Origin of the sequence: Micromonospora sp. NPDC049044 (genome assembly GCF_040649215.1) — a bacterium.
In the GTDB taxonomy this organism is placed as follows: Bacteria; Actinomycetota; Actinomycetes; order Mycobacteriales; family Micromonosporaceae; genus Micromonospora.
Genome location: NZ_JBEZFA010000007.1, coordinates 62,106 through 84,429 on the forward strand (window position 1 = coordinate 62,106; position 22,324 = coordinate 84,429).

General features: G+C 71.2%; 22 protein-coding genes. 7 read left to right on the forward strand and 15 right to left on the reverse strand.

Annotated features, from left to right (window positions below):
- Nucleotides 1-11: 11 nt before the first annotated feature.
- The 11 genes from AB0B85_RS07545 to paaA form a co-directional block, all read right to left on the reverse strand.
- Nucleotides 12-377 carry an NADH-quinone oxidoreductase subunit A gene (locus AB0B85_RS07545; RefSeq protein ID WP_121655464.1) on the reverse strand — a complete coding sequence of 122 codons (366 nt, stop codon included), beginning with the start codon at nt 375-377 and terminating at the stop codon, nt 12-14.
- A gap of 134 nt (nt 378-511) precedes the next feature.
- Complete coding sequence (locus tag AB0B85_RS07550; protein WP_357404633.1) at nt 512-1,789, reverse strand: geranylgeranyl reductase family protein; 1,278 nt, start codon at nt 1,787-1,789, stop codon at nt 512-514.
- Nucleotides 1,790-1,928: 139 nt separating this feature from the next.
- Nucleotides 1,929-2,153 (reverse strand): hypothetical protein, encoded by a 225-nt coding sequence (locus AB0B85_RS07555; RefSeq protein WP_357404635.1) that lies wholly within the window; start codon nt 2,151-2,153, stop codon nt 1,929-1,931.
- Between the two features lie 79 nt (nt 2,154-2,232).
- Entirely contained in the window at nt 2,233-2,943 is a 711-nt protein-coding gene (locus AB0B85_RS07560) for a demethylmenaquinone methyltransferase (protein WP_357404637.1), read from the reverse strand.
- A 129-nt stretch (nt 2,944-3,072) separates the two neighbouring features.
- Nucleotides 3,073-4,395 carry a cell wall anchor protein gene (locus AB0B85_RS07565; protein WP_357404639.1) on the reverse strand — a complete coding sequence of 441 codons (1,323 nt, stop codon included), beginning with the start codon at nt 4,393-4,395 and terminating at the stop codon, nt 3,073-3,075.
- Between the two features lie 422 nt (nt 4,396-4,817).
- Nucleotides 4,818-6,008 (reverse strand): cyclic dehypoxanthinyl futalosine synthase, encoded by a 1,191-nt coding sequence (gene mqnC, locus AB0B85_RS07570; protein WP_357404641.1) that lies wholly within the window; start codon nt 6,006-6,008, stop codon nt 4,818-4,820.
- Nucleotides 6,009-6,076: 68 nt separating this feature from the next.
- Complete coding sequence (gene paaE, locus AB0B85_RS07575) at nt 6,077-7,186, reverse strand: 1,2-phenylacetyl-CoA epoxidase subunit PaaE (RefSeq protein WP_357404643.1); 1,110 nt, start codon at nt 7,184-7,186, stop codon at nt 6,077-6,079.
- Nucleotides 7,183-7,656: a 1,2-phenylacetyl-CoA epoxidase subunit PaaD gene (gene paaD / locus AB0B85_RS07580; protein WP_357404919.1), complete on the reverse strand. Its 474-nt coding sequence runs from the start codon at nt 7,654-7,656 to the stop codon at nt 7,183-7,185. Before paaD ends, paaE begins: the two co-directional genes overlap by 4 nt.
- A gap of 41 nt (nt 7,657-7,697) precedes the next feature.
- Nucleotides 7,698-8,423: a 1,2-phenylacetyl-CoA epoxidase subunit PaaC gene (paaC, locus tag AB0B85_RS07585; RefSeq protein ID WP_357404645.1), complete on the reverse strand. Its 726-nt coding sequence runs from the start codon at nt 8,421-8,423 to the stop codon at nt 7,698-7,700.
- Between the two features lie 115 nt (nt 8,424-8,538).
- A complete protein-coding gene (gene paaB, locus AB0B85_RS07590) occupies nt 8,539-8,826 on the reverse strand; it encodes a 1,2-phenylacetyl-CoA epoxidase subunit PaaB (RefSeq protein ID WP_355027413.1) in 288 nt (95 codons plus the stop codon).
- Complete coding sequence (paaA, locus tag AB0B85_RS07595) at nt 8,823-9,899, reverse strand: 1,2-phenylacetyl-CoA epoxidase subunit PaaA (protein ID WP_357404647.1); 1,077 nt, start codon at nt 9,897-9,899, stop codon at nt 8,823-8,825. Before paaA ends, paaB begins: the two co-directional genes overlap by 4 nt.
- 373 nt (nt 9,900-10,272) lie before the next feature.
- On the opposite strand from paaA, the gene AB0B85_RS07600 reads away from it, so the two are divergent.
- Nucleotides 10,273-11,262 carry a hypothetical protein gene (locus AB0B85_RS07600; protein ID WP_357404649.1) on the forward strand — a complete coding sequence of 330 codons (990 nt, stop codon included), beginning with the start codon at nt 10,273-10,275 and terminating at the stop codon, nt 11,260-11,262.
- Complete coding sequence (locus AB0B85_RS07605; protein WP_357404651.1) at nt 11,262-12,224, forward strand: hypothetical protein; 963 nt, start codon at nt 11,262-11,264, stop codon at nt 12,222-12,224. Before AB0B85_RS07600 ends, AB0B85_RS07605 begins: the two co-directional genes overlap by 1 nt.
- A gap of 107 nt (nt 12,225-12,331) precedes the next feature.
- Here AB0B85_RS07605 and AB0B85_RS07610 read toward each other — a convergent pair whose 3' ends face one another.
- Genes AB0B85_RS07610 through AB0B85_RS07620 form a run of 3 tightly spaced genes read right to left on the reverse strand, consistent with a single transcriptional unit; the run spans nt 12,332 to nt 15,152 of the window.
- Nucleotides 12,332-13,183, reverse strand: coding sequence for a menaquinone biosynthesis protein (locus AB0B85_RS07610; protein ID WP_357404653.1), 852 nt, complete (start codon nt 13,181-13,183; stop codon nt 12,332-12,334).
- Nucleotides 13,135-14,523 carry an MFS transporter gene (locus AB0B85_RS07615; RefSeq protein WP_357404655.1) on the reverse strand — a complete coding sequence of 463 codons (1,389 nt, stop codon included), beginning with the start codon at nt 14,521-14,523 and terminating at the stop codon, nt 13,135-13,137. Before AB0B85_RS07615 ends, AB0B85_RS07610 begins: the two co-directional genes overlap by 49 nt.
- A 44-nt stretch (nt 14,524-14,567) precedes the next feature.
- Nucleotides 14,568-15,152: a helix-turn-helix domain-containing protein gene (locus AB0B85_RS07620; RefSeq protein ID WP_357404657.1), complete on the reverse strand. Its 585-nt coding sequence runs from the start codon at nt 15,150-15,152 to the stop codon at nt 14,568-14,570.
- Nucleotides 15,153-15,393: 241 nt separating this feature from the next.
- Between AB0B85_RS07620 and AB0B85_RS07625 the strand changes: the two genes are divergently transcribed.
- Complete coding sequence (locus AB0B85_RS07625; RefSeq protein ID WP_357404659.1) at nt 15,394-16,644, forward strand: DUF222 domain-containing protein; 1,251 nt, start codon at nt 15,394-15,396, stop codon at nt 16,642-16,644.
- A 625-nt stretch (nt 16,645-17,269) separates the two neighbouring features.
- Nucleotides 17,270-19,525, forward strand: a complete 2,256-nt coding sequence (locus AB0B85_RS07630; protein ID WP_357404661.1) for an AAA family ATPase — start codon at nt 17,270-17,272, stop codon at nt 19,523-19,525.
- A gap of 21 nt (nt 19,526-19,546) precedes the next feature.
- Here AB0B85_RS07630 and AB0B85_RS07635 read toward each other — a convergent pair whose 3' ends face one another.
- Nucleotides 19,547-20,161, reverse strand: coding sequence for a hypothetical protein (locus tag AB0B85_RS07635; RefSeq protein WP_357404663.1), 615 nt, complete (start codon nt 20,159-20,161; stop codon nt 19,547-19,549).
- Between the two features lie 275 nt (nt 20,162-20,436).
- Here AB0B85_RS07635 and AB0B85_RS07640 point away from each other — a divergent pair, with 275 nt between their 5' ends.
- The 3 genes from AB0B85_RS07640 to AB0B85_RS07650 are packed head-to-tail and all read left to right on the forward strand — an operon-like array spanning nt 20,437 to nt 22,321.
- Nucleotides 20,437-21,075: a transporter gene (locus AB0B85_RS07640; protein WP_357404664.1), complete on the forward strand. Its 639-nt coding sequence runs from the start codon at nt 20,437-20,439 to the stop codon at nt 21,073-21,075.
- Nucleotides 21,072-21,383 carry a transcriptional regulator gene (locus AB0B85_RS07645; RefSeq protein WP_357404665.1) on the forward strand — a complete coding sequence of 104 codons (312 nt, stop codon included), beginning with the start codon at nt 21,072-21,074 and terminating at the stop codon, nt 21,381-21,383. The genes AB0B85_RS07640 and AB0B85_RS07645 overlap by 4 nt, the downstream gene beginning before the upstream one ends.
- On the forward strand, nt 21,380-22,321 hold the full coding sequence (locus AB0B85_RS07650; RefSeq protein ID WP_357404666.1) for an ABC transporter ATP-binding protein: 942 nt from the start codon (nt 21,380-21,382) through the stop codon (nt 22,319-22,321). The genes AB0B85_RS07645 and AB0B85_RS07650 overlap by 4 nt, the downstream gene beginning before the upstream one ends.
- Nucleotides 22,322-22,324: the final 3 nt, after the last annotated feature.

Genomic DNA, 22,324 nt, shown 5'->3' on the forward strand with positions numbered 1-22,324 from the left:
ACGTTCCTTCCTCAGTCCCAGTCCAGGCCGCCGCGCCGCCACACGTAGGCGTACGCAACGAAGACCGCGACGATGAACAGGACCATCTCCACGAAGCCGAAGATCGGCAGGGCGTCGAACGAGACCGCCCAGGGGTAGAGGAAGATGATCTCGATGTCGAAGACGATGAAGAGCATCGCCGTCAGGTAGAACTTGATCGGGAACCGGCCGCCGCCGACCGGCTGCGGGCTGGGCTCGATGCCGCACTCGTAAGCCTCGAGTTTGGCCTTGTTGTAGCGATGGGGACCGGCAAAGCGGGCGGCGCCAACGGAAAATAGCGAGAACGCCGCGGCGAGGGCGAACAGCCCGATGATCGGTGCGTAAGGCGAGAGCGACATCGTTTTCTCCTGCTCGTCCTTCCCTGCCTCGGTGCTTGACGAAAATCACACTATTCACGTCCCTCGCCGTGGCAGTCGGCGGGGGTCGATCTTTGGCAGCGTCGGGGCCGTGACCAGCACCGATGCCGTCCTACTCAGACAGCTGGGGCGACCTTCGTCATCGCGTTGATGACCCGGTCCATCGCGTCCCCGCCACGCGGGTCGGTCAGGTTGGCCAACAGCTTGAGCACGAAACGCATAAGTGTCGGGTGCGGCATGCCGTGTTTGGTGGCGATCCGCATGATCTCCGGACGGCCGATCAGCTTCACGAAGATGCCGCCCAGCCGGTAGTAACCGCCGAGGCGGGCCTTCAGCTCGTTCGGGTACGCCAGCAGCGCCCGCTCCCGCTCCGGCCCCGCCGGTCGGGCCAGGGCCTGCACCACTACCTCCGCGGCCAGTTCGCCGGACTCCATCGCGTACGCGATGCCCTCCCCGTTGAACGGGTTGACCATGCCGCCCGAGTCGCCGACCAGCAGCACGCCGCGCGTGTAGTGCGGCACCCGGTTGAAGCCCATCGGCAGCGCGGCACCGAGGATCGGGCCGTCGGCGTTTGTCTCGTCGGTCATCCCCCAGTCTTCCGGGGTGTTGGCGAGCCAGTCGGTGAGCAGCCGGCGGTAGTTGGTCTTGCCGAACGCCGAGGACGAGTTGAGCACGCCGAGCCCGACGTTGACCCGCCCGTCACCGAGGCCGAAGATCCAGCCGTACCCGGGCAGCAGGTTGTCGCCGCTGTCCTTGCTGCGCAACTCCAGCCAGGACTCCAGGTAGTTGTCCTCGTGCTTGGCCGGCGAGCGGTAGTAGCGGCGGACGGCCACACCGATCGGCCGGTCCTCCCGCTTGGCCAGCCCGAGCGCGAGCGGGAACCGGCCGGAGACGCCGTCCGCCGCGACCACAAGCGGGGCGTGGAAGGTGGTCGGCTCCTTGCCCGGCCCGACCTCCGCCTCGACGCCGGCGACCCGGCCGTCGCCGTCGAGCACCGGGCCCAGCACGTTGACGCTGGTCCGCAGCTTGGCGCCGGCGGCCACAGCGCGCTGGGCGAGCAGGTCGTCGAAGTCCAGCCGGGTGCGCACCAGGCCGTAGTTGGGGAAGCTGGCCAGCTCCGGCCAGTCCAGTTCGAGGCGCACCCCGCCGCCGATCACCCGCAGGCCACGGTTGTGCAGCCAGCCGGCCTCGGGGGTGGTGTCCACCCCCATCCGGATGAGCTGGCGCACCGCGCGCGGGGTCAACCCGTCGCCGCAGACCTTCTCCCGGGGGAACTCGGTCTTCTCCAACAACAGCACCCGTACGCCGTGCCGGGCCAGGTGGTACGCAGTAGCTGATCCACCGGGACCGGCGCCCACGACAATGACGTCGGCGTCGTGTTCCACCGGGGTCATTCGCGCCTCCTCCCGCACGCTCGTGAAATGCTTCACAAGCCAGACGGGACGAGTGTATGACCGGCGTCATACCAGCGCAGGATCAGGGGTACCTAACTCGCCGATGTGACAGCTCTCGACCGTCCACAGCGGTCGAGTGTCAGGCCGGACTGGAGGCGTCCAGCCCCGCATCGACCCGGATGGCCTCCGGCAGGTGCTCCCGGAGCGCGCCGCCGGCGGCCCGGTCGAGCGCCGCGAGGACCTCGGCCACCACCTGCCGGACCTCCACCGGATCGGCGCCGGCCAACGCGCGCAGTTGCGCGACGAGTTCGGCCGCGTCGTCGTCGGTGGCGGCCACCGCGTCCGCCGGGTCTGCTCCGGTCATGCGGACGAGCGTACGGCGCAAAGTGGACTAAAGACCGATATTCGCGAAACCTGAAAGATGTCCGTGTCGGTCGCGCCGACTACTCGCGGATCCCCCGGTGCAACGCCACCACACCACCGGTCAGATTGCGCCACGCCACCCGGCCCCACCCGGCGGCGGCGACCCGGCCGGCCAACGCGGCCTGCGCCGGCCAGGCCCGGACCGACTCGGCGAGGTAGACGTACGCGTCGGGGTTGCTCGACACCGTTCGGGCGACCACCGGCAGCGACCGCATCAGGTACGACAGGTAGACCGTCCGGAAGACCGGGTTGACCGGGGTGCTGAACTCGCAGACCACCAACCGCCCACCCGGGCGGGTGACCCGGGCCAACTCCCGCAGGGCGGCATCGGTGTCGCTGACGTTGCGCAGCGCGAAGGAGATGGTCACCGCGTCGAAGCTGCCGTCGGCGAACGGCAGCCGGAGCGCGTCACCGGCCAGCAGCGGCACCTCGGACCGGACCCGCTTGCCGGCGTACAGCATGCCCAACGACAGGTCGAGCCCCACCGCGTACGCCCCGGACTGCGCCAACTCCCGGGTCGAGACGCCGGTGCCCGCGCCCACGTCCAACACCCGCTCGCCCGGCCGCAGCCCGAGCGCCGCCCGGGTGGCCCGCCGCCAGGATCGGTCCTGGCCGAAGGAGATGACCGTGTTGGTCAGGTCGTAGCGCTCCGCCACGCCGTCGAACATCGCGGCGACCTCGTGCGGCTGCTTGTCCAGACTGGCGCGCTGGCCCTGCGGGAAACGGCTCACCCCTTCACTCTGCCAGCCGCCCGCCAACCAACACCCGTGGGGTGGCGTGGCGACCGGCCCGGTACGCGAAGGGGCGGGGTGGTCGCCCACCCCGCCCTCGCGTTCCGACGCCGACTGCCGGCGCCACTGTCAGTCGTTCGGCGTCTCGTCGCTCGGGGCGACCACGACGACCTTGCGCCGGCGGGAGAGCACCAGCAGCGCACCGCCGGCCAGCAGGATGATGGCGCCGATGCCGCCGATCAGGCCGACCTGCACACCCGTCACCGGCAGGCCGCCACCACCGGAGCCGCCACCACCGGCAGCCGGCGAGGTGCTCGCGCCCGGCGTCGGCGTGCCACCCGGAGTGGGCGTACCGCCCGGCGTCGGGGTGGCCGTCCCGCCCGGGGTCGGCGTGGCGGTGGGCGTCGGGATCGCCGTCGGGGTGGCGGTCAGGGTCGGGGTGGCGGTCGGGGTCGGGGTCGGCTGCGCGGTCAGGTCGACGAACACGTCGAAGACCGCCTGGTTGTCGACCTCGTCGACCTCGGTGAAGGCCTTCCGCTGGGCGCTCGTCGCCGGTTCGGGCTGCTCCTCGGCCTGACCCGACGCACCGTCGAGACCCTGCGCGACAAGCTCACCGACCCGCAGCACCGGCTGGGTGACGTTCGCGCCGACCGTCACCTGGACGTCCGCCGTGTAGTACTCGCCGGGCTTGATCACCGCGCCGTCGTCCTGGCAGAGCGCCTGGGCGACCCCGCCGAAGGTCTGCGCCGTGCAGGCGTCCGGCAGCGTGGCGAAGGTGACGCCGGCCGGGAGCGTGAGCACGTAGGACAGGCCGGTGGCCTGGCGGCTGCCGTGGTTGTAGACCGCCCAGTCCAGCGGCACCGTCTCGCCGCGCTTGACCGGCCGGAGGTCGGGGTCATCGTCCTTGACGCCGTTCACCACGACGTTCGCGTAGACGTCCTGCACCCAGCTGGTCAGGTCGTAGCCCGGCTTGCCGACGGTGATGTCGTGCTCGACCTTGTTGTCCTTGCGGTGGGGATCGGCGGTGGCCGACTTGATGGTGACCACCAGGGTGCCGGCCTCGCCGCGCTTACCGGTGGAGAAGAGCGGAACGCCGAAGTCCTCGCTGGTGCCGGCCGGCACGTCGCCGAGCGGGCAGGTGAACGTCTTGCCCTTGACCTGGCAGCCGTCGGGCACGACGAACCCGATCACGCTGTTCAACAGGTTGCTGGTGTCCACGGTGTAGCTGACGCCCTTGGCGGCGACAGTGCTCCGGGTGTTGTCGACAAGGAACTTGAACGGCTTGGCCCTTGCCGCCTTGACGCCCTTGGCCAGCTCGGAGCTGAGCGGCACAAGTGCCAGGTCGGCCTGGTCGGCGGCCTGCGCCGGGGCGGCCACGGTGGCCAGGCCACCGGCCGCGAGCACTGCCACAACGCCGGCGCGGGCCAGGGCCGAGCGGTGGAACGCTGTCATCGGTCCCCCGGGGGTAGGGAAGAAAGATTGGTTGCGGAACGAGCGGACGTTATCGGAGCTCGATCACGCACGCCAGCGTGCGCGGCCCTTTTCAACCGTCCGGCCCGGGGTCCGCAGACGGTACGGGCGGGATGGTCACCCATCCCGCCCGTACCGCCGTGCGTTATATAAACGACCCGCAACGGGCCGATGGAGGACAGCCCACGAACGACCATCAGACCACCCGCCACCAGCACGATCGCTGTGGTTCACCGATCGGGGTTGGTGACGGATACGAGCCGGGACGCTAGCCGCCGACGTTCACCTTCACCACCCCGCAGCGGACAGCCTGACGCTGCGGTGGCCGGGACCACCCGTACCGCCGGGGTGGGCCGGCGGGAGCATGAGCCTCGATCAGCCGAACGGCCGGGTGTCGAAGCGGGTCAGTTGGCGTCGACGAGTGGCAGGGATCGGCCCGCACCACCGCCGGGGAGCGCGATCGAGGAGAAGTGCGAGACGACCCGCTCGTCGGTCGGGTCGTCGGCCGGGGTGTGGTGCACGGCGAGCCGGTGGTAGAGAGTGTCGCGCTGCGCGGGGATCCGATCCGCGGAACGGATCATGCCGATCAGCTCGTGCAGGTTGGAGCGGTGCCGCGCACCGGCGGAGGAGATCACGTTCTCCTCCAGCATGATCGAACCGAGGTCGTCCACGCCCATGTGCAACGCGAGCTGCCCGACGTCCTTGCCGGTGGTCAGCCAGGACGCCTGCAGGTGCGGCACGGTCTCGAAGAAGAGCCGGGCCACCGCGACGAGGCGCAGGTATTCCAGGGTGGTGGCCTGGGTGCGACCCTTCAGGTGATTGTTCTCCGGCTGGTACGTCCACGGGATGAAGGACCGGAAACCACGGGTGCGGTCCTGCACGTCCCGGATCATGCGCAGGTGCTCGATCCGCTCGGCGTGCGTCTCGCCGGTGCCCATCATCATGGTGGCGGTCGACTCGATGCCCTGCCGGTGCGCCAGCTCCATGACCTCCAGCCAGCGCTCGCCCGACTCCTTCAGCGGCGCGATGGCCTTGCGGGGCCGCTCGGGCAGCATCTCCGCGCCGGCGCCGGCGATCGAGTCCAGACCGGCGGTCTTGATCCGGGCGATGGCCTCGTCCAGGCTCACCCCGGAGACCTTCGCCATGTGCAGGATCTCGCTCGGGCCGATCGAGTGGATGACCAGCTGCGGGTACGCCTGCTTGACCGAGGAGAACAGCTCCTCGTAGTACTCGACGCCGTAGTCCGGGTGGTGCCCGCCCTGGAGCATCACCTGGGTGGCGCCCAGCTCGACCGCCTCGCCGCAGCGGCGCAGGATCTCCTCGGTCGGGTGGGTCCACCCCTCGGAGTGCTTGGGCGCGCGGTAGAACGCGCAGAACTTGCACGCCGTCACGCAGACGTTCGTGTAGTTGATGTTGCGATCGATCAGGTACGTGACGACGTTGTCCGGGTAGCGCCGCCGACGCACCGCGTCCGCCGCCTCGCCCAACGCGTGGAAGGGCGCCTCGGTGTAGAGCAGCAGGGCCTCCTCGGGCGTGATCCGCCCGCCGTCCGCGCCACGCTGCAGGATGTCATCGATCTCCCGGCTCACCGTCACACCCCGAGCCTACGCCGGCCGGACGCCTACGCCCTGAGGGGTGCTCAGGGCTGTGACCCGGCACCGGTTCAGGCGTCGTAGTCGACAGTGAGCTTGTCGGTGGTCGGGCTGGACTGACAGGTGAGCACGTAACCGGCGGCCAACTCGTCCGGCTCCAGGGCGTAGTTGCGGGCCATCGTCACCGACCCGTCGACGACCTTCGCCTTGCAGGTCGAGCAGACCCCGCCCTTGCAGGCGTACGGCAACTCGCCGCGCACCTTCAGCGCGGCGTCCAGCACCCGCTCCTCGCGGCCCATCGTGAAGCTCGACGACCGACCGTCGAGCACGATGGTGACCTCCGCCCCGGCGCCCGCCTGGTCCACCGGACGGCGCACCGGCTCCGGCGGGGCGTCGACGTGGAACAGCTCGGTGTGCACCGCCGACTCGGGCAGGCCGCGTGCGGTCAACACGTCCCGGACGTCGAGCACCATGGCGTACGGGCCGCAGAGGAACCACTCCTCGATCACGTCCCCCGGCACGATGGTGCCCAACAACCGGCCCAGCCGCTCGGCGTCGATCCGCCCGGAGAGCAGCGCCGACTCGCCCTGCTCCCGGGAGAGCACGTGCACCAGGTGCAGCCGGGTGGGATAGCGGTCCTTCAGATCGGCGAGCTCCTCGGCGAACATCACGGTGTTCGCCGTGCGGTTGCCGTACACCAGGGTGAAGGTGCTGGCCGGCTCGACGGCTAGCGCGGTCGCGACAAGCGCGAGCACCGGGGTGATCCCGGAGCCGGCGACGACAGCGCCGTAGTGCCGCACCCGGTCCGGCGTGAACGCCGTGGTGAAGGTGCCCAACGGCGGCAGCACCTCGACAGTGTCGCCACCACGCAACGCCCCGCACGCGAACGCCGAGAATGCCCCGCCGGGGATCTCCCGCACCCCGATCCGCAACCGGCCGTGCCGGGCCAGGTCGTCGGGGGTCGAGCAGATCGAGTACGACCGGCGCACGTCGGCGCCGTCCTCGGCCACCCGCCGCACGGTGAGGTGCTGGCCCGCGCGGAACGCGAAGATCTCCCGCAACTCCTCGGGTACGGCGAAGGTCACCGCGACAGCGTCGTCGGTGAGCCGGTCGACGGCGGCGACCGGCAGCGGATGGAAGACCGGCCGGCGGCGGACCGGGCGGGTGATGGTGACAGTCACAGCGCCTTCAGGTGGTCGAAGGGTTCGGAGCAGGAACGGCACCGCCACAGCGCCTTGCAGGCGGTGGAGCCGAACCGGCTGACCTGCTCGGTCTCCGGTGAGCCGCACTGCGGGCAACGGACCGCGAGGGTCAACGGGACGACGCCGGCGGCGGGCACCGGGGCCGGCGGGGCGATCCCGGCCGCGGCGAGCTTGGCCCGCCCACCGTCGGAGATCCAGTCGGTGCTCCACGGTGGGCTGTAGACGGTGCGGACCTCGGCGTCGGGGTGGCCGGCGGCCGCCAGCGCACGGCGGATGTCGGTGCGGATCACGTCCATCGCCGGGCAACCGGTGTAGGTGGGGGTGATGGTGACGGTGACCCGACCGCTCGTCGGGTCCTCCTCGACCGCCCGCAGGATGCCCAGCTCGGCAACGGTGATCACCCGGATCTCCGGATCCACGACGCTGGCGACGGCGTCCCACGCGCTCACCGGGCCGCCGTCGGCGAGCACCGGGCTCGCGCTCCGCCCGCTCACCAGGTCGCTCCGGGGTGGGCGCGGTGCAGCACCTGCATCTCGGCGAGCAGGTAGGCCAGGTGCTCGGTGTGCACACCGTCCCGGCCACCGGCCGGCGCCCAGCCGCCCTCCGGTCGGGTGAGCGTCGCCTCGGCCAGCACCGCGCCGACGGTCTCGTCGAACGCCGGCCGCAGGGTGGCCGGGTCGACCGGCGCCGCCGGGTTCGCGGCGAACAGCTCGTGGGTGTACGGCCACACCTGGTCGACGGCCGCCTGCATGCGACGGTGCGACTCGTCGGTGCCGTCGCCGAGCCGCTTCACCCACAGCGCGCCGTGGTCCAGGTGGTACGCCGACTCCTTGCGCGCCTTCGCACCGATCGCGGCCAGCCGCTGGTCGGCGCAGTCGGCCAGCGCCGTGTACAACGGCAGCTGGTAGGCCGCCAGGAGGAACAGCTTCGCCATGGTCACCGCGAAGTCGCCGTTCGGCAGCTCGACCAGGAGCGCGTTGCGGAACTCGCGGTCGTCGCGCAGGAACGCCAACGCGTCCTCGTCCCGGCCGGCGCCCTCCAGCTCACCCGCGTAGGACAGCAGCAGCCGGGCCGCGCCGAGCTGGTCGAGGGCGATGTTGGCAAGCGCGATGTCCTCTTCCATCTCCGGCGCGCGGGTCGTCCACTCGGCCAGTCGTTGCGCAGCGATCAGCGCGTCATCGGCGAGGGCGAGGGTGAAGTCGTACGGCCCGTTCACGCTGCCACCTCGCTGTGCCGGCTGGTTCGCTCGCTCCGCTCGCTTCCCGCAACCACCTCGCTGCGCTCGGCGGCCGCGCGAAGCGCCCCGCTGCTGAGCCGGCTGGTTCGCTCGCTCACAGGTGGGCCACCCCGTCCGGCACTTCGTAGAAGGTGGGGTGGCGGTAGACCTTGTCGGCGGCCGGGTCGAAGAAGGCGTCCTTCTCGTCGGGGCTGGACGCGGTGATCGCGCCGGCCGGCACCACCCAGATCGACACGCCCTCCTGGCGGCGGGTATACAGGTCCCGGGCGTTGCGCAGGGCCAGCTCCGCGTCGGGGGCGTGCAGGCTGCCGACGTGGGTGTGCGACAGCCCGCGACGGGCCCGCACGAAGACCTCCCAGAGCGGCGAGTGTTCGGTAGTCACGCGGCCACCTTCTCCTTCTGTTGCGCCCGCTTCGCGGCGTACGCCGCGGCGGCCTCGCGGACCCAGGCGCCCTCGGCGTGCGCCGCCCGGCGGTGGGCCATCCGCTCCCGGTTGCACGGCCCGTCGCCGGAGATCACCCGCAGCAGCTCGTCGTAGTCCGGCTGGGTGTAGTCGTACGCCTGCCGCTCCTCGTTCCAGCGCAGGTCCGGATCGGGGATGCGCACGCCGAGGATCTCGGCCTGCTGGACGCACATGTCGACGAAGCGTTGCCGCAGGTCGTCGTTCGAGAAACGCTTGATCTTCCAGGACATCGACTGGGCGGAGTGCGTGGAGTCGCCGTCCGGCGGGCCGAACATGGCAAGCGACGGGTACCACCAGCGGTCCACCGCGTCCTGGGCCATCGCCTGCTGCGCCGGGGTGCCGTGCGCGAGGGTGTGCAGGATCTCGTAGCCCTGCCGCTGGTGGAACGACTCCTCCTTGCAGACCCGGATCATCGCGCGGGCGTACGGGCCGTACGAGCAGCGGCACAGCGGCACCTGGTTGACGATCGCCGCGCCATCCACCAGCCAGCCGATCGCGCCCACGTCAGCCCAGCTAAGGGTGGGGTAGTTGAAGATCGAGCTGTACTTCTGGCGGCCGTCGAGCAGCAGCTGGACCAGCTCGTCACGGCTGATGCCGAGGGTCTCGGCGGCGGCGTAGAGGTAGAGGCCGTGACCCGCCTCGTCCTGCACCTTGGCCAGCAGGATCGCCTTGCGCTTCAGCGACGGCGCCCGACTGATCCAGTTGCCCTCCGGCTGCATGCCGATGATCTCCGAGTGGGCGTGCTGGGCGATCTGCCGGATCAGCGTCCGGCGGTAGGCGTCGGGCATCCAGTCGCGTGGCTCGATCTTCTGCTCGGCGTCGACCACCTCGGCGAAGTACGCCGCGAGGTCCTCGTCGGGCGCGGGTCCGCCACGCCGGCCGCGCGCCGCCGCCGCGCGTAGCTCCGCCTCGGCGGCCTCGACCTCACCCAGCAGACCGCCGGGCGCCTCGTCCGGGGCGCTGTTCGGGGCGGAGAAGTCGTTGCCATACATGAGGCTAAGTGTTACAGCTTGCGCCTCGTTGCACCAGGGCTGTGTAACAGGAATCCGCGCATCCCTTCCGTAGTCGTATGACTGCTTTGTGCTGCCTGGGCGTCGTCGGAACGCCGTGACTTGGGCCACGAAACAAAGGTGAAGCCCCGCAAAAACCTCATACCGGCCCCATATCCCGCCTTTATCGCAGGTTGCCTAGTGTCGAAGCCTGGCGTCCGGACGGTCCGGACGTAGACTTCTGCCGGACAACCGATCGGCTGCCGAACATCGACATCTCTACTGAGGCCATCTCCCCCGGCCTTGGCGATCGCACCCGATTCGTCCCGACGACAAGCCGGTCCCCCCGGCCCTGACACCTGGAGTTCACCCACTCATGCGATCTCGCGTGACCCTGGTGCTCGCCATCACGGCAGTCGTGCTCGGCGGCGTCCTGCTGGTCCCCACCGCGTACGCCCGACTCGCCAGCGACGACAGCGGCGGAGGTGGCGGTGGTGGCACGTCAAACGTCGCCGCGCCCGCACCCACGCCACCGCCGCCGCCCACCCTGGCGGCCGGTCCGGTGTCGGTGAACTTCCAGGGCGACTTCTTCTCGTGGGCACTGCTGGATCGGCAGACCGGCAAGATCTCCGGGTCACCGAACATGACGGCGACCAGCTCCACCGAGTCGATGATCAAGGCGTGGATCGTGTCGGACTATCTGCGCCAGCTCGGCGACCGGGAGCCGCCCCCGCCGTTGAAGAAGGCCGCCAGCCTCGCCATCCGGGAAAGCAACGACACGGCGGCCAACCAGGTCTACGCCGCCGCGGGTGGCTCGTACCGGGTGCCGCCGAACGGGCAGCCGGGTCCGGTCATCCAGCGGGCGATCAAGATCTGCGGGTTGACCGACACCAAGCGTGGCAACGTGCCGAAGTACGAGGGCTGGTGGAGCTACACCCGGATGTCCCCCCGCGACGCGGTCCGAGTCGGTGACTGCATCGCCGACGGCAAGGCCGCCGGCCCGAAGTGGACCAAGTGGGTGCTCAGTGAGATGAGCAAGGTCACGGGCAGCACCGCAGCCAAGGACCAGAAGTCCGATTCCGGTGGCGGCCGCTGGGGGATCATCGACGGTCTCCCCACGTCGATCACCTCGCAGGGGCCGGTCAGCATCAAGAACGGCTGGACCCCGATCTATGACGAAGGCAACTGGCACGTCAACTGCCTCGCCGTCACCAGCAGGTGGAGCCTCGCGGTGATGCTGCGCTACCCGATCCGGGCCGGCCTGGACTACGGTGCGAAGGTCTGCGCCAGCGTGGCCACCCAACTGGTCACCCCGCAGCCCGGTGCCGCGCTCAAGGTGCCGCAGCAGCCGGTCGGGAAGCTCTGATGGCCGGCACCCGTCGGGGAAACCGCCGCGGCGACGGCGATGCCTCCCCGATGCGGCTGATCGCCATCGCGGTCATCCTCATCGGCCTGGTGCTGGTGTCGCTGCGACTGTTGCCCGGGTCGCCGTTCGAGTCGGCAGCCGTCGCCAAGTGGGGCGACGCCGGCTCCAGCACGAGCGACCGCCCCACCGGCGCAGGCGCCAACCGAAGCGCCCGCCAGCCGTCCTCGCCGGCACCGAGCCCCAGCCCGGAGCTGGAGCCGCTGCCGTTCGTCGCCAAGGACCTCAAGCTCGACATCGAGGGCTGGTACGCCTGGAGCGTGCTGGACCGTCGAACCGGAAAGATCATCGGTTCGAAGAACATGGACGAGACCAGCACGACCGCCTCCATGATCAAGGCGTGGATCGTCGCGGACTACCTGCGTCGCGCGGCCGACGCCGGCCAGACCCCGAGCGACGCGAAGCTCGCCGACGCGACCCGGATCATCCGGGACAGTGACAACACCCGGGCCGAGCAGTTCTACAACCTGGTCGGCCGGGACGCCTCGATCAAGCGTCTGATCTCCATGTGCGAGCTGACCGACAGCAGCGTCGCCCCCGACAAGGGCTGGAGCCGGACGGCGCTCTCACCCCGGGACACCGCCCGGCTGGGCAACTGCATCGCCGCCGGCACCGCCGCCGGGCCGAAGTGGACCAAGTGGCTGCTCAACGAGATGAAGCTGGTCCGCGGCGCCGGTGACTTCGGCATCCGCAAGGCCTTCCCGGCCGCCGAGCAGAAGCAGATCGCCATCAAGAACGGGTGGATCGACCGGACCCAGGAGCAGGAGATGCACATCAACTGCCTGGCCATCGGCGACACCTGGACGATGGGCGTGATGGTCAAGTACCCGATCAACATGGGCTACGACTACGGCATGAAGAACTGCGAAAAGATCACCGAGGCGCTGCTGCGCCCCGGCACCTGAGCCGTACGCCTTCCCGTCGACCCGCCCGACCAGGCTGCTGGTCGGGCGGTTCGCGCCGGCCGTACCCCGGAAAGCGCCGATCGCTCAGCGCGCCGCCGCCCCGGCGCTCAGCCGGCGAAGAACTCGGGGCCGCCGTCCGGCAGCGCCGGGGCCTCGCCGATCGCGGTGGCCCGCCGGGCCCACTCGCGCAGCCCGGCGACCTGCCGGTCACCAAGGGAGAAGTCCAGGGTCCGGAAGTACGTGGCGAGCGTCGCCGCGTCGAACGTCTCCCAGCGGGCCGCGGCCTCGGCGACCTGGTCCAGCTCGGCCAGGCAGAGGTCCCGCGAGCGCAGGAACGCCTCGTGTACCTCCTTGACCAGACCCGGGTGGGCGGCGGCAAAATCGCGACGGACCGCCCAGACGGCGAAGACCATCGGCAGACCGGTCCACTCCCGCCACGCCTGCCCGAGATCGGTGACGATGAGGCCGCGCTGCGGCGCCTCGTAGTACGCCCGCAGCGCCACGTCCCCGATCAGCACCGCGGCGTCGGCCTCCAGCAGCATCTGCGTCAGGTCCGGTGGGCAACGGAAGTATTCGGGCCGCACGTCGTACCGCTCGGCGAGCAGCAACTGCGCCGTCATCACGCCGGTCCGCGAGGTCGAGCCGAGCGCCACCCGGGCGCCGTCCAGCTCGGCGAGAGGCCGGGTGGAGACCATGTTGACCGAGAGCACCGGCCCGTCACTGCCCACCGCCAGGTCCGGCAGCAGGAGCAGCTCGTCGGCGTGCTTCAGGTATTCCAGCAGGGTGATCGGGCCGATGTCGAGGTCACCGGCGACCAGCGCCGCGCTCAGCAGGTCCGGCGAATCTTTCTGCAGGTCGACGTCGAGCAGGGCCCCGGAGCGCATCAGACCCCAGTAGATCGGCAGGCAGTTCAGGAATTGGATGTGCCCGACCCGCGGGCGTGCGATGCGCTCAGCCATGACCCGACCGTATCCCCGGCCTCCGGATCCGGCTCGGCGGGTCGCCCCGGAGTGGCAAAGCCCCCATCGGGCCTGGTCGTCGGCGGCTGTCCCCGGTCCGGCGCTACCGGCCGCCGGCGTCGCACCGCCACGGCCGCGACCGGCACGAACAGCAGCACCACAAGCAGCCCTAACACTCCGGCACCGGCGATCAGTGGGCGCGGCGCGACGGCAGTGAGCAACGCCCCGCCGCCGAGAAACCCGACAATCGAACCACCCTGGACCGCCGCGCCGTAGCTGGCGTACGCCCGGGCGCGCACCGCCTCCGGGACCCGCCGAGTGGTGAGCAGGTTGGCGAAGACGTTGTCGCCACCGTTGGCCGCGCCGCCCACCAGCCAGAGCGGCACCAGAAGGAACGCCCCCGGCACCGTCGAGGCGAGCAGCACCATCAGGCTGCACACGCCGAGGGTGGCCAGCACCCCGCGTACCAACGCGCCGTCGTCGTCGAGCCGGTTGGCGACCCGCGCGGCGAGCCAGGCGCCGGGCAGCATGCCGGCCATCCACGCGGCGGTGACCAGACCGTACGTGGTGGCTGATCCGCCCAGCGTCTCCCGGATGAAGAAGACCTCGACCACGTTGATGCAGCCGATCGCCGCGATCACCACGGCGGTGCTAACCACCATGAGGAGCATCAGCGGGTCCTGGCGCAGCCGCCAGACGACAGCCGTGCCCACCGGGTCTGCCGTGCCGCCGGGGACGGTCCGGCCCGGCACGGCGACGGGCCCGCGACCTCCGCGCCGAGTCCGCAGCCGCAGGCCCGCGACCACGAGCGCCAGGTAGGTAGCGGCATCGAGAAGCAGGGGTACGCGGGTGCCGAACTGCCCGACCAGCAGCCCGGCCAGCACCGGGCCGCCGAGCGCGCCGAGCGAGACCGCGGTCTGGCTGATCGCGCTCGCGCGTGGCAGGTCGGCCGGACGGACCATCGCCGGCAGGAGCGCTGCCAGGCAGGGTTGGGTCACCGCGAGCCCGCAGGCCAGGAGGGCGACGAGCCCCACCACGAGGACCGGGCGCTCGACGACGGCGAGGAGCGCGCAGACCGCGGCCTGGAGCAGGCCGATGGTCACCAGCAGGGTACGACTGTCCACCCGGTCGGCGACCCGGCCAGCAAGCGGGGCGAGCACCACCAGGGGCAGGGTGGCCGCCAGAAGCAGCCCCGACACGGCGAGCCCGCCGGCTCCGGCGCCCTGCAGGGCAAGCGCCAACGCCGTGGCGGCGAGGAAGTCGCCGCAGATCGTGGTGCCCCGAGCGGTGGCGGCAAGCCAGACGTCGGACCAGCGCGACTCCTCAGATGCGAAGGACATACTTCGAAAATAATCCTTCACAACTGCCCAGCGCAATCCCCCGGCTACGCCAGCGGCACCGTCCGGTATTGCACAGCGACAGTGCGCGCGCCCTGCGGCGGATCGGCCTCGCGTCGTCGCGCCTGGTAGGGCCGCAGCAACGCCAGGACCGCCTCGTTCAGCCCCGCCAACTCTTCGGCCGTCAGCAGCAGCAGCGTGTCGTTGAACAGCGCGTTGTCGTACCACTCGGCGGGCTCGTCCCCAGCGCGCCGCGACCAGTCCCGAACCCGCTCCATGGCACGAGCCGCGTACGCCTCCACCACCGCCTGCTCGGCCGCACGCGCCGCAGGCCCGGCGTCGCGTCCCGCGTCGACGCGCAAACCGGCACTCCGCACGCGCCACACCCGCTCGCGCGCGTCCCCCCGGCTCGGCGCCTGCTCGACCAGGCCGAACTTCGCCAACTCCCGCAGGTGGTAACTGGTCGCGCTCGGCGACAGCCCGACCACCTCCGCGCACTCGGTGGCAGTGCCGCCACCGTCGCGGGCAGCCAGGTATTCCATGAGGGCTATCCGGGCCGGATGGGCCAGCGCCCGCATCACCTGCGGATCACTGATCGCCGTCCGGCGCGAATCGGGCCGAGCCTCGGTCATGAACCCATGATCCCGGCAGGCTCCCCAACCTGCCATCACCCCCATGTTCCGACCCGTTCCACCCGGCGTCGCCACCCGGGCTGGTGGGCTGCTCAGCGCGGCGCTGGCCGGCGCAGTGCTGGCCCGGCGCGGCGCTGACCCGGCGCGACGTGATCTGTGCGCTCAAAGATCGACGAATCCGGTTCCATTCCGTGCTGGCCGGCCCCCCGAAAGTGTCGTACACCAGTTCTATTGTGGTGTCATGTTGAGGGCGTTGGCGCAGCTCGGCGGTGCGGTGGACGACTGCGCCGAGACTGCTCTCTGGGGGCTCTCCGACGCCGAGCTGCTCGCCGCACTCGATGCGACCCAGGTGTTGGCGCAGCGGTTGGCCACCATTCAGCTCGGGCTGATCCGCGAGGTGGACGGCCGTGGCCTGGCGGTCACCCAGGGCGCTTCGTCCACCGCCGTCTGGCTGCGGGAGCGGCTCCGACTCTCCGGTCGTTCCGCGCGCCAACTGGTCCAGCTCGCCACCACCGTCGATGCCGCGCCAGCAGCGGTGCGCGACGCGCTGCTCAGCGGCGCCATCACCGTCGAGCAGGGTCGAGTGGTGGCCGAGACGATTGCCGCGCTCCCGGTGGAGGCCGGCCCGGAGGTGGCGGACAAGGCCACCCAACTCCTGGTCGCTTGGGCCGACCGGTTCGACCCGACCATCCTGAGCCGGCTCGGCGAGCGCGTCCTCACGCACGTCGCACCGGATCTCGCCGACCAGGCTGAGCTGAAGGCTCTCCAACGGGCCACCGAGCGGGCCGAGGCCCGCCGGCACGTCACGCTCTCCGAGCAACAAAACGGTCAGGTACGCCTCAGCGGCAACCTCGACACCGAAACCGCGAGCCTGCTACGTGAGGCGATCGACCCGCTCTGCGCCCCGGCCGGTGAGCACGATGACCGCAGTCCAGGTCAGCGCCGCGCCGACGCGCTGGGCGAGATCTGTCGGTTGGCGCTGCGCACGGGTCAGCTGCCCGACAGCGGCGGAGACCGGCCGCAACTCGTGGTGACCGTGTCGCTCGACGATCTGGTCAACGGCGTACGCGCCGGCACATTGGAGACCGGAGCCCGCCTCACGCCGGGTGCGGTCCGTCGCCTCGCCTGCGACGCCAACCTGTTGCCGGCTGTGCTGGGCGGCAACAGTCAGGTCCTGGACGTCGGTCGCCAACGCCGGCTCTTCACCGGCCCGCTGAGGCGTGCGCTCGTGCTACGCGACGGCGGTTGCGCCTTCCCTGGCTGTGATCGGCCGCCGCGATGGTGCGACGGTCACCATGTCCGGCACTGGGCCGACGGTGGGACGACAGCGCTGGGCAATGCCGTGCTGCTCTGCGGCTACCACCACCGGTTCGTCCATCGTGGCGACTGGACCGTCCGCATCGGGCCCGATGGCGGGCCGGAATTTCTCCCGCCCAGCTGGCTCGACCCCCTGCGCACACCACGCCGCAACCTCTATCACCGGCGCTGCTGATACCCGGCGCACACATGCCGCCGCCAGCCGAGAGCGAGATCAACCACACGGGCCCGACCGATGACGTCCGGGCAGGGATGGCCGGCGTACTCGTATGGAGGTGCTTCCACGGCCAGCAGCCTGCCTGTCCGGGCGTGCCAACCGCCTGGTATCGCGCACTGCGCCGCGCCACACCACGCACCGCACCGCACGCCCCATGCACCGCACCGCACCGCACCGCACCGCACCGCACCGGGCACCGCACCGCACCGGGCACCGCACCGCACCGCACCAAGCCAGCGCGCCACGCACGCAGCGCACGCAGCGCACGCAGGGCACGCAGGGCACGCAGCGCGCAACCACCGCACCGGGCAGCCACTGCGCCGCACCGCCGTACCCGGTGAGACGCCCACCGCGTTACTGCCCGACGACGCGCCCACTTTCGTGCGCCGCGCCCGGCCACGCCCTCTCCTACGGATGGTTGCGTGGGTAATTCGGTGGATCAGACGGGCTTGAGAGCGTAGGGTTGCAGCCCGCTTGACGGCCGAGGTGAGCTGCACCGGAACGGACGTCATCGCGCCGGGCGGCCGGCCATCCGCCCCCGGACACGCGAGCGCGCAGCAGATGTGAACGATGGGACGTCAGCATGCCCGCACTTGACCTCGACAACGATCTGTCCGCCGAACGCGCACACCTGGCAGCTTCGCGGAACGCGCTGCGGCGAATGCGGGACCGGGCCGAAGCCCTCTTCGCCACCGGTGACCAGGTGGCCGGCGACGCGTACGCGGCGGAGACACTCGGCCGCACCCTGGCCCGCCGCGTAGCCGAGCTGGCCGACGACCCGACGACGCCCCTGTTCTTCGGCCGTCTCGACTTCGCCGAGTCCACAGACCCCGACGGCACGAGCACCGACACCAGCAGCGGGAGCACCGGTGGCAGCCGCACCACGCACGGCAGCACCACCCATGGCAGCACCACCCATGGCAGCACCACCCATGGCAGCACCGCGCACGGCAGCACCGCCACCGGCAGCACCGGGAGCAGGGCCGGCGACGGGGATCCCGACGCGGGTGTGCGCAGTTCGGATCATGACGGTCGGCGGTACCACGTGGGGAGGCGGCATGTCGCCGACGACCGTGGCGAGCCGTTGGTGTTGGACTGGCGAGCCCCGGTCTCGCGGTCGTTCTACCAGGCCAGCGCTCGGGACCCGCAGGGAGTGGCGGTCCGGCGACGGTTCGGGTTCAGCAACGGGGTGTTGACCAGTTTCGAGGATGAGCGGCTCGATCGGGGCGAAGAGCTCGGTACGACAAGTCGGATCCTCACCGCCGAGATCGAGCGACCGCGCGTCGGGCCGATGCGGGACATCGTGGCCACGATTCAGCCGGAGCAGGACGAGTTGGTCCGGGCCGACCTCGCCGACTCGATCTGCGTGCAGGGCGCGCCGGGCACCGGGAAGACGGCTGTCGGCCTGCACCGGGCCGCGTACCTGCTCTACCTGCACCGGGAGCGGTTGCGTCGGGCGGGTGTGTTGATCGTCGGGCCGAACCGGGCGTTCCTGTCGTACATCGCGGCGGTGCTGCCGGCGCTCGGTGAGGTGGAGGTCGAGCAGGCCACCGTCGAGGATTTGATCTCGCGGGTGCCGGTCCGGGCGGTCGAGGCGCCGGCGGTCGCCGCGCTCAAGCATGACGTGCGGATGGCCGAGGTGTTGCGGCGCGCGGTACAGGCGCAGATCGCCACACCGACCGAGTCGATCACCGTGTCCGACGGCTCTTTCCGGTGGCGGATCGGGCTGGAGCCGCTGCACCGGATCATCGAGGAGACCCGCCGGGAAGGGCTGCCGTACGGCACCGGTCGGGAGCGGGTCCGCGCCAGAGTGGTGAGCCTGCTGCAACGACAGGCCGAGGCACGGCGGGCGGAGTCGCCGAGCGATGCCTGGTTGCGTCGGATGGGCCGCTGCCGACCGGTGGTCGACCTCCTGGACGCGGTCTGGCCGGTGCTCACCCCGGAAGGGCTGGTGCACGGTCTGCTCGCCGACCCGGCCCGGCTCGCCGCGGCGGCGGACGGGCTGCTCAGTGAGGACGAGCAGGCGCTGCTGAGCTGGGCGAAGCCGGCCCGCACCGCGAAGGCGACCCGGTGGACCGCCGCCGACGCCGTGTTGATCGACGAGGCGGCCGGGCTGTTGGAACGGCCCTCCGGCTTCGGGCATGTGGTGGTGGACGAGGCGCAGGACCTCTCCCCGATGCAGTGTCGGGCCATCGCCCGGCGCAGCGAGCACGGCTCGGTCACCCTCCTCGGCGACCTCGCCCAGGGCACCGCGCCGTGGGCCGCGACGGACTGGCGGGAATCCCTCGTCCACCTGGGCAAGCCGGACGCCGTGGTGGTCCCGTTGACTGTCGGGTTCCGGGTGCCCGCAGCTGTGGTCGCGTTCGCGAACCTGCTGCTGCCGGCGCTCGCGGTGGACGTACCGCTGGCCGAGTCGCTGCGCCACGACGGCGGGCTGGACGTGCGTACCGTGACCGACCTGGTCGCGGAGACGGTGGCGGAGGTGCGGGCGGCGCTCGCCCACGACGGCTCGGTCGGGGTGATCGCCGCGGAGGACGCTGTCGACGGGCTGCGCGCGGCGCTTGCCGACGCCGGTGTCGCGACCGCGACCGCCGACGACGTGGCGACCGCGGAGCGGGTCACCGTGGTGCCCGCGACGCTCGTCAAGGGCCTGGAGTACGACCACGTGGTGGTGGTCGAGCCGGCCGCGATCGTCGCGGCCGAACCGCGCGGGCTGCACCGGTTGTACGTGGTACTCACCCGGGCGGTGTCCCGATTGGCGGTGCTGCACCACGAGCCGCTTCCGGCCCCGCTGCTGACCACACACGTGGTGACCAGCCCAGCGACCGCCAACGGCTGACCGGCCCGTGCGGGGTCTGGGCTAGCGGGTCGTCAGGGCCGAGGCGATCCCGCGTAGCGGCTTGCCCGGCTCGGCGATCGGCACGACGAACGCCAACCAGGAGCCGTCGGTGAACTCGATTCGGAGTCGCTTCGGGTTGAGCCGGTGCCAGCCCACCCGCGCGTCCGCCACCGCGGACCGGGGCGCTGACCAGACCACCTGGGTCTCGGCTGCCGCCCGATCGTCGTCGGCCTGGCTCGACCAGAGCTTCAGCGGACCGGACGCGCACACGAGCAACCGCCGGTCGGTGACGGCGAGGATGGTGTCGTCGATTGTGGTCACCGGTGGCACTGGACGCCGGGAGTATCGCAGGGTGGACGCGGCCGAGCCCGGTGCACCTCGCCCGGCGACCCCGTAGGCGACGCGGTCGACGATCCGGTCCCCGGCCGAGAAGGAGATCAACGGCGAGACCAGGTTGAGCAGCGCCCCGAGGGCGACGCCGCGCCGACTGATCTTTGACGACGACTCCGGGCTCACCTCGACCGGAGGATCCGCCGGCAGGACACCCTGCGCGATCGACGTCTTCGCGATGGCGAGGACTCGTTCGCCCGGCTCGACGAGTTGGTTGAGTCGTTCCTGGTAGATCACCTCGGACATCGGCTCAGCACCAGCCCGGGCGATCGTCGGCCGGGCGACTGCCGTCGGGTGCGTCGGCGGTCACCACGCCCACCAGTTCGCGTCCCCGGGTGGCGCCGTCAGCGCCTCCGGCTGGGACCGACAGCTCCCTCGGGCTCGACACGGATCCTCCCCTGTGGCCTGTGCGACGGATCAGTCGCTACGACTCACCACCATAGGCACTGACCGCCGCGACCGGGGACCCGCCCGCGAGTACGGGGCAATCCGTCTCGACTTTGTCCCGTAAAGTAGTTTGCGTGAACCCAGACGACGATCTGCCGCCGACCGACGCCGCGGCGGCGCTCCGACTGATCGAAGACCAGCGGTCGGCGACGGTACGCCGGCTCGACCCCGACGCCCGCATGCTCTACTGGCCGTGGGGAATCGCCTGGCTCGTCGGTTTCGGGCTGTTCTTCCTGCGGTTCCCGCCCGGCGACCGGGAACTGCTCGCCCTGCCCACCTGGCTGCCGCTGACGGTTCTCTTCACGCTGCTCGTGGTCGCCGGCGCGATCCAGGCGGTGGTCAGCACCCGCGCCTACGGTCAGGTGATCGGTGACTCCGCCCGGCGTGGCCGCTGGTACGGGTGCGCCTGGGGTCTGGGTTCGGTAAGCATCTACGCCGGGCTCGGCCAGATCTCCGAGCACCTGCCACACGACCTGGCGGCACTACTCTGGTCGGCCACCGCCGTCGGACTGACCGGCGCGCTGCACATGGCCGGCGGGGCGGTCTGGTTGGACCGGGACCTGTTCCGGCTGGGCGTCTGGATCAGCGTGATCAACCTGGTCGGCGCACTGGCCGGTCCGGGCTGGCACGCACTTGTCGTCGCGGTGGCCGGCGGCGGGGGGATCCTGGTCGCCGGCGCACTCGCCCGACGGCGACAGCGTACGCGCCCGTGACCGAACTGGATCCGGTCATCCACGCGCAGGCCCGACTGCGGGTGGTCGCCAGCCTCTCCGCCCTCGGCGACGGCGATCGGATCGCGTTCCCGCGCTTGCAGGAACTGCTGGAGATGACCGCCGGCAACCTCTCCGTGCACCTGCGCAAGCTCGAGGAGGCCGGCTACGTGGAGATCAGCAAGACCCACCGTGGGCGTACACCGGCGACCCTGGTCCGGCTCAGCCGGCGCGGCCGGTTGGCGTTCGAGGAGTACACCGAAGCGATCCGCGCCCTGCTCGACCCCACCCCGTCAAAGGAGCAGTCATGACCCTCCTCCGCGCCGACCAGGCCAGCCGCCGGTACGGCGACGTCCTCGCCCTCGACCGCGTCGACCTGGAAGTCCGGGCCGGTGAGCTGGTCGGCCTGCTCGGGCCCAACGGTGCCGGCAAGAGCACCCTGATGAACCTGCTCGTCGGCCTGCGCCGTCCCACCTCGGGGCGGGTCGAACTGTTCGGCCAGGACCCCCGCGACCCGGCGAGCCGCCGGCAGATCGGGGTCACTCCACAGGAGACCGGCCTGCCGGGCACGCTGCGCGTCGGTGAGGTCGTGGACTTCGTCTCCGCGCACTACCCGGACCCGGTCCCCCGCGCGGAGTTGCTCGACCGCTTCGGTCTGGGCGAGCTGGCCCGACGGCAGACCGGTGGGCTCTCCGGTGGGCAGCGCCGTCGGCTGGCGGTGGCGCTGGCGTTCGTCGGCCGGCCCCGCCTGGTGCTGCTCGACGAACCGACCACCGGACTGGACGTGGCCGCCCGGCACACCCTGTGGGAGGCGATCCGCGCGTTCCACGCCGACGGCGGCACAGTGCTGCTGAGCAGCCACTACCTGGAGGAGGTGGAGGCGCTGGCCCACCGGGTGGTCGTCATCGGGCAGGGCCGGGTGCTCGCCGACGACACTGTGGACGCGGTACGCGGCATCGTCGGCGTACGCCGGGTCAGCCTCGTCACCGACGACCTCCCCGACCTGCCCGGGGTCGTTCGTAGTGAACGCGTCGACGGGCGGCTGCACCTGCTCACCACCGACGCCGACGAGCTGGTCCGCGCGCTGGTCACGGCCGGGACCAGGTTCACCGACCTGGAGGTACGGCCGACCTCGCTCGAGGAGGCGTTCCTCGCCATCACCAGCGGGGACACGCCCGGCGGAGAGCAACCGACAAACCAGGGCCAGCCCGCCACCGCCGCTGCCGGCGGCCTATCCACCACCCTCTGAGGA

What these genes read in the sequence shown, in the direction of transcription:
- AB0B85_RS07545 (WP_121655464.1), bottom strand. Translation starts at nt 377, where the DNA reads ATGTCGCTCTCGCCTTACGCACCGATCATCGGGCTGTTCGCCCTCGCC.
- AB0B85_RS07550 (WP_357404633.1), bottom strand. Translation starts at nt 1,789, where the DNA reads ATGACCCCGGTGGAACACGACGCCGACGTCATTGTCGTGGGCGCCGGT.
- AB0B85_RS07555 (WP_357404635.1), bottom strand. Translation starts at nt 2,153, where the DNA reads ATGACCGGAGCAGACCCGGCGGACGCGGTGGCCGCCACCGACGACGAC.
- AB0B85_RS07565 (WP_357404639.1), bottom strand. Translation starts at nt 4,395, where the DNA reads ATGACAGCGTTCCACCGCTCGGCCCTGGCCCGCGCCGGCGTTGTGGCA.
- paaA (WP_357404647.1), bottom strand. Translation starts at nt 9,899, where the DNA reads ATGTATGGCAACGACTTCTCCGCCCCGAACAGCGCCCCGGACGAGGCG.
- AB0B85_RS07600 (WP_357404649.1), top strand. Translation starts at nt 10,273, where the DNA reads ATGCGATCTCGCGTGACCCTGGTGCTCGCCATCACGGCAGTCGTGCTC.
- AB0B85_RS07605 (WP_357404651.1), top strand. Translation starts at nt 11,262, where the DNA reads ATGGCCGGCACCCGTCGGGGAAACCGCCGCGGCGACGGCGATGCCTCC.
- AB0B85_RS07610 (WP_357404653.1), bottom strand. Translation starts at nt 13,183, where the DNA reads ATGGCTGAGCGCATCGCACGCCCGCGGGTCGGGCACATCCAATTCCTG.
- AB0B85_RS07615 (WP_357404655.1), bottom strand. Translation starts at nt 14,523, where the DNA reads ATGTCCTTCGCATCTGAGGAGTCGCGCTGGTCCGACGTCTGGCTTGCC.
- AB0B85_RS07620 (WP_357404657.1), bottom strand. Translation starts at nt 15,152, where the DNA reads ATGACCGAGGCTCGGCCCGATTCGCGCCGGACGGCGATCAGTGATCCG.
- AB0B85_RS07625 (WP_357404659.1), top strand. Translation starts at nt 15,394, where the DNA reads ATGTTGAGGGCGTTGGCGCAGCTCGGCGGTGCGGTGGACGACTGCGCC.
- AB0B85_RS07630 (WP_357404661.1), top strand. Translation starts at nt 17,270, where the DNA reads ATGCCCGCACTTGACCTCGACAACGATCTGTCCGCCGAACGCGCACAC.
- AB0B85_RS07635 (WP_357404663.1), bottom strand. Translation starts at nt 20,161, where the DNA reads ATGTCCGAGGTGATCTACCAGGAACGACTCAACCAACTCGTCGAGCCG.
- AB0B85_RS07650 (WP_357404666.1), top strand. Translation starts at nt 21,380, where the DNA reads ATGACCCTCCTCCGCGCCGACCAGGCCAGCCGCCGGTACGGCGACGTC.